The sequence below is a fragment of the Paraflavitalea soli genome (assembly GCF_003555545.1).
Lineage (GTDB): Bacteria > Bacteroidota > Bacteroidia > Chitinophagales > Chitinophagaceae > Paraflavitalea > Paraflavitalea soli.
The window spans coordinates 6,964,946-6,979,778 of sequence record NZ_CP032157.1; the positions used below are offsets into that span (position 1 = coordinate 6,964,946).

Annotated in this window: 11 protein-coding genes; 5 read left to right on the plus strand and 6 right to left on the minus strand. The window is 46.9% G+C overall.

Annotated elements, in window-relative coordinates:
* Positions 1-10: 10 nt before the first annotated feature.
* Together D3H65_RS26820 and D3H65_RS26825 are read right to left on the minus strand one after the other, a co-directional pair.
* Positions 11-1,117, minus strand: a complete 1,107-nt coding sequence (locus D3H65_RS26820) for a glycoside hydrolase family 18 protein (protein WP_119053249.1) — start codon at positions 1,115-1,117, stop codon at positions 11-13.
* Positions 1,118-1,149: 32 nt separating this feature from the next.
* The gene (locus D3H65_RS26825) at positions 1,150-1,920 is read right to left on the minus strand and encodes a ThuA domain-containing protein (RefSeq protein WP_245999600.1); all 771 of its coding nucleotides are present in this window, start codon (positions 1,918-1,920) and stop codon (positions 1,150-1,152) included.
* A gap of 431 nt (positions 1,921-2,351) precedes the next feature.
* Between D3H65_RS26825 and D3H65_RS26830 the strand changes: the two genes are divergently transcribed.
* The 5 genes from D3H65_RS26830 (at position 2,352) to D3H65_RS26850 (ending at position 10,471) form a co-directional block, all read left to right on the plus strand.
* Positions 2,352-3,770: a glycoside hydrolase family 30 protein gene (locus D3H65_RS26830; protein WP_119053250.1), complete on the plus strand. Its 1,419-nt coding sequence runs from the start codon at positions 2,352-2,354 to the stop codon at positions 3,768-3,770.
* A 24-nt stretch (positions 3,771-3,794) separates the two neighbouring features.
* Positions 3,795-5,195, plus strand: a complete 1,401-nt coding sequence (locus D3H65_RS26835; RefSeq protein ID WP_119053251.1) for a glycoside hydrolase family 30 protein — start codon at positions 3,795-3,797, stop codon at positions 5,193-5,195.
* Positions 5,196-5,461: 266 nt separating this feature from the next.
* On the plus strand, positions 5,462-7,198 hold the full coding sequence (locus D3H65_RS26840; RefSeq protein WP_119053252.1) for a cellulase family glycosylhydrolase: 1,737 nt from the start codon (positions 5,462-5,464) through the stop codon (positions 7,196-7,198).
* Positions 7,199-7,300: 102 nt separating this feature from the next.
* Positions 7,301-9,994, plus strand: a complete 2,694-nt coding sequence (locus tag D3H65_RS26845) for a glycoside hydrolase family 2 TIM barrel-domain containing protein (RefSeq protein WP_211345559.1) — start codon at positions 7,301-7,303, stop codon at positions 9,992-9,994.
* Positions 9,995-10,072: 78 nt separating this feature from the next.
* Complete coding sequence (locus tag D3H65_RS26850; protein ID WP_119054675.1) at positions 10,073-10,471, plus strand: lysozyme inhibitor LprI family protein; 399 nt, start codon at positions 10,073-10,075, stop codon at positions 10,469-10,471.
* 85 nt (positions 10,472-10,556) lie between these two features.
* Here D3H65_RS26850 and D3H65_RS26855 read toward each other — a convergent pair whose 3' ends face one another.
* From D3H65_RS26855 to D3H65_RS26875, 4 genes are all read right to left on the minus strand, one after another.
* Positions 10,557-11,984, minus strand: a complete 1,428-nt coding sequence (locus D3H65_RS26855) for a hypothetical protein (RefSeq protein WP_119053254.1) — start codon at positions 11,982-11,984, stop codon at positions 10,557-10,559.
* Positions 11,985-12,687: 703 nt separating this feature from the next.
* Positions 12,688-13,317 (minus strand): hypothetical protein, encoded by a 630-nt coding sequence (locus D3H65_RS26865; protein ID WP_119053256.1) that lies wholly within the window; start codon positions 13,315-13,317, stop codon positions 12,688-12,690.
* A 62-nt stretch (positions 13,318-13,379) separates the two neighbouring features.
* Entirely contained in the window at positions 13,380-13,832 is a 453-nt protein-coding gene (locus tag D3H65_RS26870; protein WP_119053257.1) for a hypothetical protein, read from the minus strand.
* Between the two features lie 60 nt (positions 13,833-13,892).
* Entirely contained in the window at positions 13,893-14,516 is a 624-nt protein-coding gene (locus D3H65_RS26875) for a hypothetical protein (protein WP_119053258.1), read from the minus strand.
* Between the last annotated feature and the right edge of the window lie 317 nt (positions 14,517-14,833).

Below are 14,833 nucleotides of genomic sequence, written 5' to 3' on the forward strand. Positions count from 1 at the left end.
AAAGGGAGACCTATAGAAATTTGTCAACGGCATTAAGCAGATAAGTTTTTGGGTCAGAAGAATACTCCCAAAACATCACTCCACCCAGTTTGTGCTTCTTCACATACCGGCACTTATACTTGATAGAGCGTTCATTATCGTAAGTGGCAAACTTCTTTTCTGCTGCATTGAAGAGATAAGGTGCCTTGGCCTTCTTATCCCAGTAAGCACGAAATCCTTTCTGGTTGATCAGGCTGTCTTTGATATAAGTGTAGCCGCCTACCCTGAAAGTAGAATTGATCTTCTGGTTAAAGCCACGGTCATCAACAGTTTCTACTACACCGCCACGGCCATAGAAAGCCAATCCTACTACCAGCTTATGCGCCGGCACACCAGCCGCCAGGTACGTCGTCACCGCTTTGTGTGCAGAGTTTTCCTTGTCATAGTCTTTCGAAGGAAACAGGTTAGTATGATGACCTGCCTTACCATAACTATAATCATACGTCATGAGGTTTACATAATCCAGGTATTCCTGTGCTTTACCCATCTCTGTATGGTCCAGGTAGCTTGGAAACCCGCCCGTAGCCGTGGTCAGCAGGTAATACTTTCCCGTCTCCTGTTGCAGCTTCGTCAGCTCCTCCCGGATCGCCTGAAACATCAACGTGTAATTTTGTTTGTCTTCCGGCCGGAACACATTGCCATCACCCACCATGCCAGGATACTCCCAGTCAATATCCACTCCATCCAGTTGGTATTTCTTAATGATGTCTACCGAAGAAATAGCAAAGGCCCGGCGGCTAGTATCAGTCAATACAGCATTCGAAAAATTCTTGCTCCAGGTCCAGCCGCCAATGGAGATCAATATCTTCAGCGCAGGATTTTGTTCCTTCAACAGATTAAGCGTCCTGAAATTCGTAGTATCCGTTTTCTCATTCGTGAGCCAGGCCCGGTTGTCCTTCACATCTACAAAAGCATAGTTGATATGCGTGAGTTTCTTTACATCAATAATCGCCGTATTGACCAGGCCCCTGTAGCCGCCTACATAGCCAATCACAACTGGTTTGTTAGTACCATTGGCCTGACTGTGCACAAGCGGAGCAATCGTGGATAAAGCAAAAAGGATAGCAAGCGTTTTCATTATAGATGGTTAGTTTTAGCGTATGCTTATGATCAATGGCCACTGGCCCAAAAGATGGCATTCCGGAAGATCCTGGTATAAGCCACGTTGTCAAACAGGTCCGGACCATGTCCCATAAAAATATAGACATTCCGGGCCTTTACCTGTGGATTACTCCAGATTACCGGATGATCGCCCATTTTAGTAGCAGAAGCCGGAGAATAAGATCCCTCATCCACACTGGCCAGTACCTGCACATTCGCGCGCGGACTTTTATTCCAGGTGTACCATTCTTCTTTGGCAATCACAAACCCAGGGCCTACACCTTTCATCACAGGGTGCAGGCTGTCTTCAACCATTACCCGGCCCGAGGCAAATCCCGGGATATAATTGGTGAAGCGTATATCGCCCATCAGTTTTGAAAACCACGGCCACATCGCATAACCATCAAATTCCCCCAGCAGTGTGGCATGGTGAAAGCCGATCCAGCCTCCTTTGCCCTTTTCTATGTATTCCTGAAATGCTTTCACAGCCTGGGCAGGCCAGCCATAAGGCGGATAATCCAGCTGAATAAACAAGCTATAGGGAGCCAGGTAGGCTGAGTCCACCTTGTCCATATTGGTAATATAATCTATGACAAAACTGCTGTCGGCCGCCAGCTGATCCAGCCAGGGCCGGGCTACTTTCGAATAGGCAAGGTGATGCCCCCCGTTTTCATATACCGCCAGCGCCTTGAAACGCGGAGCCTTCGATTGCCCCCATCCCTGCCCACAGAGCAGCAACCCAATGAATCCCATAAAAACGAACATGATAAATTGCTTCATGTTTGATAAGTTTAATGGCTATCTCGGTAAAAGCATTTCATTCCAACCGCAATACGTATCCATCGTGTTTGTTGTCCCTTTAGGGACTATAGCTTTATAGCATGAAAATACAGGTTGTAACCTCTCCATGATTCACATGCGTAGAATGAAGGATCGTTGAATTGTATTAAATAGCTGATAGTCAATATTTAATTTTTATTTTGTAGTGGTTTTGGCGTAGTAATAAATTTGGAGCTATCCCTTGTAAATCAGCACTTTTGGGCTTTCAATCCATAGCGGGAGAAAATAAAATTAAACCCCATTTTGTGATGAAAAGACCCCTGCCATAAAAAGCATTGGATTCAATTAAAGTAGAATTTTGTATATCAGGGTCTGGTGCTGTCAGGGGCTGTAGGTTCATGTTGGCCATATTAAAAATAATAACTATTCAGATGAAAAGAATGCTTGCCATGTTGATGGTGCCCGCCTGTCTGTCCGTACAGGCGCAGAAGAAGATCACTGTCTATACCACCGCCAGCCAAACCGATCTCCGGTTGTCCCAAAATGCACAACTCAGTTTTAAGGAATTCAAACAACCCCTCGAAACCCAGCCTTGCGTATTCATTGATCCCGCCAATACTTTCCAGTCCTTTATTGGAATAGGGGCGGCCCTCACCGATGCATCGGCCGAAACATTTGCCAAACTTCCCAAACCCGAACAACAGGAATTCCTCCGGGCTTACTTCGATAAAGACAAAGGCATTGGCTACACCCTGGCCCGCACTACCATTCACAGTTGCGATTTTTCCAGTGGCAGTTATACCTATGTCAGCGATAATGATACTGCACTCAAATCTTTCAGCGTTGCCCACGACGAGCAGTACCGTATTCCCTTTATTAAGCAGGCTATTCAGGCTGCCGGTGGAAAACTCACCACCTATGTAAGCCCCTGGAGTCCGCCAGCCTGGATGAAAGACAACAATAGTTTGCTGCAGGGTGGCAAGTTAAGACCCGAAGCAAGGCAGCAATGGGCCAACTACTTTGTAAAGTTTATTAAGACCTATGAAGCCAAAGGCATACCCATCTGGGGATTGTCCGTCCAAAATGAACCCATGGCCAAACAAAGATGGGAATCCTGCATCTTTTCAGCCGAAGAAGAGCGCGACTTCATAAAGCAATACCTCGGACCCACTTTACAAAAAGCAGGTATGAGCAGTAAAAAGCTCATCGCCTGGGACCACAACCGCGATCTGTTGTACCAGCGCGCCAGCGTTATCCTCAACGATAAGGAAGCCGCTAAATACGTTTGGGGTATCGGTTTCCATTGGTATGAAACCTGGACGGGCGGTCCCATGCAGTTCGATAACCTGCGTCTTGTAAACCAGGCCTTCCCCGGCAAAAACCTCATTTTCACCGAAGGTTGCAAAGAGAAATTCCATATCGACAGCGTCAACAACTGGTCATTGGGTGAAAAATACGGTTACTCCATGATCAATGATTTCAATAATGGTACCGTGGCCTGGACAGATTGGAATATCCTGCTCGATGAGACCGGCGGCCCCAACCATGTAGGTAATTTTTGCTTTGCCCCTGTTCATGCAGATACAAAGACAGGTAAGCTCATCTATACCAATGCATACTATTATATAGGCCATTTCTCTAAGTTCATTCGCCCCGGCGCCAGGCGTATCGGCGCATCTTCCAGCAGGGCCCAATTGCAAACCACCGCTTTTGCAAACACCGATGGAAGCATTGTGGTGGTAGTAATGAACACGACCGATCAAAAATTGCCTTATCACCTGTGGTTGAAAGGCAATGGAGCAGCTACCGAAAGCCTGCCCCATTCCATCAGTACCATCGTTATAAAATAATTGATCATCCCCAACCATTCAGTAATGACTACAGTGTACAAAGCAGTTGGATTAAGCGTATTGCTCGCCACAGCAGTAAACACCTTTGCACAAAAAGGTCCAGTCGATGTATGGCTCACCGATCCTGTCAATAACGTATTCTTTCAGCAACAAACACAGCAGCCGGCTTTTGCAAAAAAGGCAGCCGGACAAACTACCATTACCGTAGATGATGGACCCAAGTACCAAAAGATAGATGGCTTTGGCTGGGCCTTAACAGGTGGCAGCGCAGGCCATTTGCAGCAAATGAGTCCTGCTGCCCGTACAGCCCTTTTAAAGGACCTGTTTACCGCTGATGCCAACCACATTGGCGGCAGTTATATCCGCCTGAGTATCGGCGCTTCCGACCTCGATGAAAAAGTGTTCTCTTACAACGACCTGCCAGCCGGGCAAGTCGATACACTCATGCAGCGTTTCGATCTCGGGCATGATCGTGTGGCGGTGATCCCAATTGTAAAAGAGATACTGGCCATTTATCCCCGTATAAAGATCATGGGTTCTCCCTGGTCGCCACCCGTATGGATGAAGACCAATGGCGATGCAAGAGGTGGCAGCCTGAAACCCGAGTACTACAGCGCTTACGCCAGGTACTTTGTCAGGTACATACTGGCCATGAAGGCCGAAGGTATTAATATCGATGCCATCACCGTACAGAATGAACCCTTACATCCGGGCAATACCCCGAGCTTATTAATGCTGGCGCCCGATCAGGCCACATTTATTAAAGACCACCTCGGACCGGCATTTAAAAGAGCAGGTATAAAAACTAAGATCATTATCTACGACCACAATGCCGATAAACCAGAGTATCCCATCACTATCTTAAACGATCCCGAAGCCAAAAAATACATTGACGGATCTGCTTTCCATTTGTATGGCGGTAAAATAGAAGCCTTGTCACAGGTGCATGAAGCCCATCCCGATAAGAACCTCTACTTTACAGAGCAGTGGGTAGGTGCCCCCGGCAATATGAAAAAAGATATTGCAGAGCACGTGCGTAACCTCATCATTGGTGCCTCCCGCAATTGGAGCCGTACCGTTATTGAATGGAACCTTTCTTCCAATCCCCAGTTGAAACCCCATACCGATAGAGGCGGCTGTGATCGTTGCCTGGGAGCAGTAACCATAGACAAAGACAGCGTAAAACAAAATCCTGCTTATTATATCATTGCCCATGCAGGCAAGTTTGTACGCCCGGGTTCAGTACGCATTGCTTCCAATATACCAGGCACCTTTCCCAATGTGGCTTTCAAAAACCCGCAGGGAAAAACAGTACTCATTGTACTCAATGATGGTAAGGAGTCGGCATCGTTTGATGTAGAATTTAAAAAGAAAACATTCACAGCAACCCTCAACCCAGGCGCCATGGCTACCTATGTTTGGTAAATTATGGTGTGGTAAATTAAGGTGGGTCGCCTTTCAAAGGCGGCTCACCTTAATCGAAGGAAGTTTTTAACAGTCGCTAGCCTCCGGCTTTGACCTGCGTATCAAAAGTGTATTTGCCCCTATAGGGGCTAACGCTTTGTAGCAACAGGTATCAAAAGTGTATTGTGCCCCTATAGGGGCTAACGCTTTGTAGCAACACGTATCAAAAGTGTATTCTGCCCCTTTAGGGGCTACAGCCTTGTAGCATAAAATCGTTAATAATAATTATGTTCAGAATTATTCCGCTTCTCACCGTAGTATTGCTTGCTCTCCAATCATATGGCCAGGGCTTTCTCAAAGCAGATGGTAAATTGATCGTCAACGAAAAAGGCGAAAAGGTCATCCTGCGTGGCATGGGCCTCGGAGGATGGATGCTCCAGGAAGGATACATGTTCAGGCTGAGCAATATTGGCCAGCAACACCGTATCAAAGCAAAAATTGAAGACGTCGTTGGCAAAGAAAAAACAAACCAGTTCTACGAAGCCTGGCTAGCCAACCATACTACCAAAGCCGATATCGATGCCATGGCTGCCTGGGGATTCAACTCCATGCGCCTGCCCATGCATTACAACCTCTACACCTTGCCCGTAGAAGAAGAAAAGGTAGCGGGAGAGAACACCTGGCTCGAGAAAGGATTTGCCATGACCGATTCCTTGCTCCAATGGTGCAAAGCCAATAAAATATACCTCATCCTGGACCTCCATGCAGCACCAGGTGGACAAGGCAACGACCTGAATATCTCCGACCGCGACCCTGCAAAACCTTCTCTCTGGGACAGCGAGGCCAACCAGCAAAAAACAATTGCATTGTGGCGCAAGCTCGCACAGCGTTATGCCAATGAACCCTGGATAGGAGGGTACGACATCATCAACGAACCCAACTGGGGTTTTGAAGATCCCAAAGACACACGCGGTACTTCCGAAAAAAAGAACGAGCCCCTGCGAAAACTCATGGTCGATATCACCAAAGCCATCAGGGAGGTTGATACCCGGCACATTGTTATCATAGAAGGTAACGGTTTTGGTAATAACTACCGCGGCGTATTACCTGTTTGGGACAACAATATGGTACTGAGTTTTCACAAATACGGCAACTTCAATACCACCGGTGCCATTCGCAATTTCCTCAACCTGCGTGATCAGCACAATGTACCCATTTGGCTGGGTGAGTCCGGTGAAAACTCCAATACCTGGTTCACCGAAGCCATTCACCTGGCTGAAACCAATGACATTGGTTGGGCCTGGTGGCAAAACAAGAAAATGGGTTTGAACAATCCCCTTGAAATAAAAGCTCCCGAAGGTTACCAGCAACTGCTCAACTATTGGGCTGGTAAAGGCCCCAAACCATCCGAAGCAGAAGCCTGGAAAACATTGCAGCAGTTGCTTGAAAACCTGAAGATCAAAAACAATATCCCCCACCCCGATGTAGTGGATGCAATGTTCAGGCAGGTACAGACCAATGCCACCATTCCTTTTAAGAAGAACGTCCTGACCAATAATACCACCATTCAGGCCGTTGATTTTGACCTTGGCCGTCAACGTGCTGCATACTATGATAAAGACACCGCCAGCTACCAGTATACCCAGGGCGTCAATACCCGTGGCAACAGGGGAGGGGCTTACCGTAATGATGGCGTGGATATCAAGGCCGATAGCAATGGTGCTTATATCTTTTACATTGAGGACGAAGAATGGTTGCAATACACCCTCACCGTCCCCAAGGCCGGTAAATACGATATTGCATTCAATGTGTCTGCTACCAGCGATACAGGGCGTATTGCCGTGTTGTTGGAAAATGCACCCATAGGTGAAGAGATACTGGTGCCCAATACCGGCGGTGATAAGAACTGGCAACTCACCAAACCCCAATACCTCTACCTGAAAGGAAGCCCCTTGCGTCTACAGGTAGTGGCCAAAAAAGGTGGCTTCAACCTGAGCAGTATAAAACTAATAAAGAGAAAATAGTTGTTATAAGGTGGGTCGCTTTTGTGTGATGCCTTGTGTAAAGCCAAAGCGGCTCACCTTGACATAAGATCGTGTAACTGTATTAGCATTAAATCCTCCCACGTGAAGTACTTCTTCTTTGCATATTGTTTGTTCATCACTACTCAATTGATCGCCCAAACAGGTACCCCTGCTGCCCGTACTGCCATCACCATCAATGAAGCCTGGAGCTTTTCCAAAGCGCCCACGGGTATCACCAATATTGCACAGGTGCCCCAGGCAGGTTGGCAATCGGTCAACATCCCCCATACCTGGAATGCAACCGATGTGATGGACGATGAACCCGGTTATTACCGTGGCAACGGTTGGTACAAAAAGAAACTGACCATCAACAATACCTGGAAAGCAAAGAAAGTATACCTGTATTTTGAAGGAGCCAACCAGGAAACTGAAGTATGGATCAATGGACAAATAGCAGGGAGGCACATTGGTGGATATACCGGATTTTATATACCCGTTAGCCAATGGCTGCAGTTTGATGGTAAGGAAAACCTCAATGAAATAGTAGTACGCGTAAACAATAGCCACAACGAAAACATACCGCCCCTCACTGCCGACTTTACCTTTTATGGCGGCATCTATCGTGATTGCTGGCTGGTGACAACAGAGCCCCTGCACTTTTCCCTCGCCGATCATGGCTCCACCGGTATTTTCCTTACTACTCCACAGGTGTCTGCAGAAAATGCTTCCGTACAGGTCAATGGCGCTATTGCCAATGAAACCGGTGCCGACAAAAAAGTACAGGTCACCACTACAGTCAGCGATAAGACCGGTAAAGCTGTGGGAACGGTAAGCTCCACCATTACTGTTAAAAAGAACAGCGAAGCTGCATTCCGGCAGGATATCAAATCCATCGTCAATCCTCAATTGTGGACGCCCGATCATCCTTACTGTTATACCGCCAGTACAACCATCAAGGATGCTAAGACCGGTACTGTAGCAGATCAGTTAACAAATACACTCGGCTTCCGTTGGTTCTCTTTCGATGCTGACAAAGGTTTTTTCCTTAATGGCAATCCATATAAACTAATTGGTTCCAGTCGCCACCAGGACTATAAGGATTTGGGCAATGCAGTGCCCGATGAATTGGCCAGGCGCGATGTGCAGTTGTTGAAGCAAATGGGAGGAAACTTCCTCCGGATAGCCCACTATCCGCAGGACCCTGCCATTTTGCAAGCCTGCGATCAATTGGGCATCCTCACTTCTGTAGAGATTCCCGTGGTCAATGAGATCACCGAGTCAGATACTTTCACCCGCAATTGTGCCAACATGCAGGTAGAGATGATCAGGCAAAACTTCAACCACCCCAGTATCATCATCTGGTGTTATATGAATGAGACCTTATTAAGGCCTCATTTCAACAACGATAAGCCCCGGCAGGAGATATATTTTAGCAATGTGGCAAAGCTGGCCCGCACCCTCGACAGCATCACCCGCAAGGAAGATCCCTCTCGCTACACCATGCTCGTAAATCATGGTGATTTCAACCGCTACAAAACAGTTGGCCTTACTGATATACCTATGATCGTAGGATGGAATTTATATTCCGGCTGGTACGGCGGTAGCCTCACCGACTTTCCGGCTTTCCTGGAACGTCACCACAAAGAGCTATCCACCAAACCCTTGATGGTAACTGAGTACGGAGCAGATGCCGATCCGCGCATCAGGAGCCTGCATCCCGTTCGCTTTGATAAGAGCGTTGAATATACCACGGCATTCCACCAGTACTACCTTACCGAAATGCTGAAGCGACCTTTTGTAGCTGGCGCCATGTTGTGGAACCTGGCCGATTTCAATTCCGAGACCCGCGAAGAGACCATGCCCCATATCAACAACAAGGGATTGCTCACCTGGGACAGGACCCCTAAGGATCCCTGGTATTTTTATCAGGCCATCCTGCGCAAAGAACCCTTCCTGAAAATAACATCCGGTTATTGGAAATTAAGAGGTGGCGTGGCTGATTCAAATGCCCTGGTTTGTAACCAGCCTGTGCAGGTAGCTGCCAACCTCGATGAGGTAGAGCTGTTCATGAATGGAAAAAGCATGGGGACAAAGAAGGTAGAAAATGGATTGGCCCAATGGTCCGTTCCTTTTGTAGATGGTACCAATGATATAGTGGTGCGGGGCACTAAAGAAGGTAAACCCTATACTGATCAGCTGACTGTCAACTTTCAGTTGCAGCCTTACCGGTTGGACAATGAACAATTACCGTTCAGCCAACTCAACATCCTGCTGGGCGCTGACCGGTACTTTATAGATGAACAGCGGCAACAATTTTGGCTGCCCGATCAGCCATACAGACCAGGAAGTTGGGGACATATTGGTGGCAAGCCTTTCAAAATTGCCAACGGTGGCCGGCTTCCTTATGGTACAGATAAAAATATCGTCGGTACCGATGATGATCCCATTTACCAAACCCAGCAAACCGGCATAGAGCAATACCGCCTCGATGTGCCATCCGGTGAATACGAGATCACCCTTCACTTTGCTGAGCTGCTGGGTGGTACCGTAAAAGGATTGCCTTACAACCTGTCTGCCGATACCCGTAAGGAAGACGAAGTGCAACGCAGCTTTCATGTACTGGTCAACAATACCCCTGTATTGGAAAACTTCAACATCGCCCGGCAGTATGGTGTAGCCAGGGCCGTAGCTAAGAAGGTTAGAATTACCGTTACCGGCCAGCAGGGGATCATCATTGCCTTCACCCCCATTACCGGCGAACCGGTATTGAATGCGATCCAGGTAACTAAGCTGTAATCGCCAACAGCTAAAAGCTAACACCTAAAAGCTAAACCCTCTTGATTTTATCGATCTTTAACCCTAAAATCAATGCTTATGATACGTGTATTCTTTTCTTTGATCCTTTGTTGCACAAGCATCCTTTGCGTTGCGCAATCCCAGGTCGATATGAACCTAGATGCTAAAAAGAAATTCCAGGCTGCCGACAAAGAGTTGAATGCGACCTACCAGCAGATCTTAAAAGATTACAGCAAAGACCCCGTATTCATTGCCAATTTTAAAAAGGCCCAAAAACTTTGGGTCCAGTTTCGCGATGCAGAAATGAAAGCCAAATACCCCGACAGAGAACCAGGCTATTATGGAAGCGTTCAGCCAATGTGCTGGTCTATGTACCTGACCGAACTCACCATAGAGCGAACCACTAAATTGAAAGTCTGGACAACAGGCATTGAAGAAGGCGATGTATGCGCCGGTACTGTAAAGACCAAAAAATAAAATAACAGCGAGGGGTGGGTCGCCTTTTTAAGGCGGCTCACCCCTCGCTTCTTAATTCTTTAAACCCACCAAATCATAGTTCAAACTATTGCGCATTAAACGCGATCATGAAACTGAAATCAGTAGCAATCGTATCCTTGTCATAAATGATCCTGGCATCCCTATGACAGGTGATGCAACTGGCGTTAAGCAATTGGAAGGTTTCCAAACTACTGTTGCCAAGAAAGGCCGGCACATTGGGGCTCGTTTTAACACCCGGATCGGCAGCTGTCCATTGACTACCTATTAGTTTGTAGTTGGCCCATACCGTTCCTTGCAATTTATTCTGCCAGGCCTTATTCACCACTTCTGTTCTGTAGTAGATCGGATAGATGCGTTGAGCCTGCGTGCCATATATTTTTTTGCCATCGTGTTCACCCGCCACAGAATCTGCATAGCGTTTGGCATAAGGTTTTGTGGAATCAAATTTGTAACTCTTGTTATCACCAGGTTGAAAAGCAGCCGGTTGATTGGGTGTCAATCCTAGCGTTCCAATATTGAAATATGACCACCGCGTAGGATGATTGGATGGTACTTGTGCTTCCTGCAGGTTATCCGGCGTATTATCAATGTGCTCAAAGGTGCTCCATACCCAGGTAGTAAAGCGGGCTGTTTTTCGTACGATATGCATGCCCGTCAATCCAACCAGCGCTTTGATCGTAAATGCTTTGCCGCTTACACTGTTGCCTGCGTCTACCAGGATCAGCGCTTCCCTTGTATAATACCGGGCAGGAATATCACCTTTCGCAGTATCCAATATGCGCCAGGAAGTTTTGATCTCCATAGAACCCTCCGATCCAATATGCCCTTTGACAGGTACTACACTGGGAGGTAATGCAAAACTTTTACCGTGTTTCCGGTAGAAGGAGTCGATGCCTACCTGTGTGTTAAGGTTGTTATGGATTATAAAATCAGCTTCTATAGGGTTTGTTTTTACTTCAAAGACTGCGAAGTTCAGGTTGCGGTCAATGAGCGGTTTCTCATCCGGGTTCAACACATCAACCAACGAATCCCTGAGCGTGGAAAATTTACTGATCATGTAAAATACCTTCTGCTTAGTGTCACGGGATTTCTTTATCTGTAACAACAAGGGTGTTTGCGCATTAAACACCTCCGCTATGTCTGGATAATGCTCCCATACCCGCTGTGCTTCCGGATGATCTCCCATGCTGTTGCCGATGGGATGGCCGGCTGAATCCGCAGGCCAGTTCAGCGCAGCAAAGCTCTGCCAGCTAAACATGTCAAAAGCCGGTTGGATCTTAGGGTCGAGAATAGCTGTATAACCTGCCTGGAAGGGGAAGTTGACATCATAGGGAAGCTGCGGACAAAGATTATTGCCCTGCGTGGTATCCGGGCAAAATTGCATCACAATGGGTTCGTCTGTTCCGTTGCCGGGAGAAGGTGGGGTGTCGAGTTGGTTGCAGGCAAATACAATGGCTGTCAGCAACAACACCGTGATCAGGTAACTTTTCATGTATGGATGGTTTATTGGTTACTTAGCATAAATAACTTCTACCGGCTGTTTCAGAAGCCATAATCAAAAGCCTGCGTAATACGGATAAAAAGGAGAGTAAGGTTGCTATCTGGTGGAGTTGCGATGGCACACTATCCTCGTGCCTCGCTGTATTCTGTAGTCGAATATACAAATTCTTCGTCGCCCGGTTTCTATATTTTAGTAAACGGTGTCCGGCACGATCCGGCTTCATCAGGCTTTGTCCTCAATGCTACCTCGATAGATTCGAACATCCTCCTCTTTGGGTCCTCTTTGCTTCCCCGGAGCCCGAGGAGGCAAAGAGGAGGCATTGAGGAGGATCCGGGGAGGCAAAGAGAAGAAAGGGTGAAAAATGTGTTATTCGTCCCTGAACATATGCCGTTCATCCTGAGTGTTTCCCTTCCTCGTCCCTACCCGCCAGGTGTTTTGGAGGAGAAAAAGCTGTTCGTCCCAAGACATATGTCGTTCGTCCCAAGTGTTGGACAAGCCCAACCCATTTTTGAACAACAGGAGTGCGGGCCGCTGTAAATTTGCTGTATCAATCTGCCATTGCCTGGGAGATTTCGCTTGGGAAAGCAGGAAAAGCGAACCTGCTAACCCTCTCCCAACAGCAGTGGTAAAAAGTAGGAAAGTCGTCTGTAGTTCTTTGACATGATCTAATAAAAGCACCCATTGATAAGCACCTTCACTTCCCCCTTACCTTCTTGATCACTTTCTCTACCCTTATTCGCTTGGTGTCTTTTTCAATGTCACCCAGCCTGGATGTCAGTGTCTTTATGAATAGTGCTTTGTTTTTGTCAGTGATAATGGGTAGCGCCTTCTCAGCATACATGGGCAGCTGATTCGTTGGGCTATTCAGTAGCTGTTCTATTAACAGCGGAAATGCTTTATCAGTATATGGCTTTAGAGAACACAGACTAATGAGAATATTTACCGCATAGTCTTTCGTGATCACCGATCCTTTGTCGGCCGCATCCAATATCCTGGGTAGCGCAGCATAGACCTCTTTGGGCTTTTCAAGCGTTATGGTGGAAAGGGCTGTCATGGCTCCCCATTGCAGCCGGTTGTTTTTATGATCGAGTAGCCCCACAAATACGTTGGCATGGTCTGCGATGAGGGCAGGCGCCTCTTCCCCGATCTCATAGAGCACTTTTATACAATCATGTTGAATATCCTTGCTTTTATTACCCAGGTTGTCCACCAGCTCCCGGACAGCGATTTTATCTTTCTTGCTAACGATCTTCCTGGCCAATTCCTGGTTGGGAACCTCATCCCTTCGGTCCAGCGATGACGCCAATTGACTAATGATATTCATACGCGTATAGTTAGTAGTCCTGATTCTAACATAAGCAGGTGGCAAGTTCCTGCTGGTCAATCTCACCTTGGACGCCCGTATAGTAAAGAATCATGTTCCCTGGTCAATATATTCATAGCCTCGATAGTTGATGCATAACGATCACCCGACAGTAAAGTAGAAACAATTGAATAATGGTCGTCAATTACAGCTGTTTCTTCCTCACACGAAAGTGTCCTGGATAGGATCATCTTTTTGTCCCAGGCATTGGTGGCTTGCTCAGGGTATACTGTCAACCGGATATGAGCAAAGAAAAGGTAAATATCAAAATATTGGTCAGGATCATAAAGAGAAGCCAGTTCTCCATTGATAAGCCCCCGGTCATTGACTATCCTGATCTTAAATGAATCATTTTGATAAGTGTACAATATCCCCGGGCCTTCCGAAAGCGTCTCTACCAGATGGAAATGAAATTTGCCAATTACTTTCGAATAATAAAGTTTAATGCATTCGTCCAGGTATTCTTTCAATGTCATGGAGTACTTTGAATTTCAAACTTAAACATAATTATTAAGCCCAGGGTTGACTGCATTCGTCTACCAAAACTTCCACCAGGGTTTTCTTGCATCATGTAATTCCTTCACTGCCTGGGCCACCGTTTTCCCTGTGCTCCTACCCTTCAGCATGCTCCACTCAAAATCCTGGTAATTGCATTGGATCGTTAAGCCAAACTCGCTGCAATACCGTTCTATGCTGTCAAAGTCGAAAAGAAAGGTACTATCCCCATTGTATTCGATTTCATCGCCGGGCTCTTCCGCTTCGAAATCAAATTTCTTGCCCAGATTTGTAGGTATATAATCTTCAGAATAACAATATTCAAGCTCCCGTTTCATTTCGCCTTTGTCATACAAGGCAAAATAGTAATAGTCAGAAGTGTTTTGAGCAAGCGTTACGATCACCTGAGTGTTAAATTGTTTTGAGATATCAATACACCAATCCGCCAGTTTATGCGCGCTGTTGTAAACGATCGTAACCCATCCTGGCTGTGTGGAGGTAAAGACCAGGTAACTGGGTGCTGCTTCATCGATCAAATAACTGTTATGAAAGTCTGAAGGGAACCTACCCTCCAAGGCTGTAGAAATACCTGTTAGTGCAATCAGCTTTTCTTTGAGACCTGCTTCGTTCGTTGTCTTAACGTAAAATGCTGTCCAGGTGGCCATAAAGCAATCGTGTTGTTGGTTAGGGGAATGAAGTGATAGCCTGTTGAAATTAAGAAAAAGTACCGGCACTCCCGCATCCCTTCCTCCCCGCACACCCATTAGATCAAATTCATCAGCCTGTTACCCTGGCGCAGGTATGCAGCCCGGCCTTGTGTGGCAGCGTACTTGTGCTCTTGAAGTAAACGACTGCTCCCACCAGGGAGCGGAACCGACTGCCGACTGCCGACTGCCGACTCTCGACTCTCGACTCCCGACTACCGATTGCTGACTACCGATTGCTGACTGCCGATTGCCGACTGCTTCCTCCCCCCTTGCTT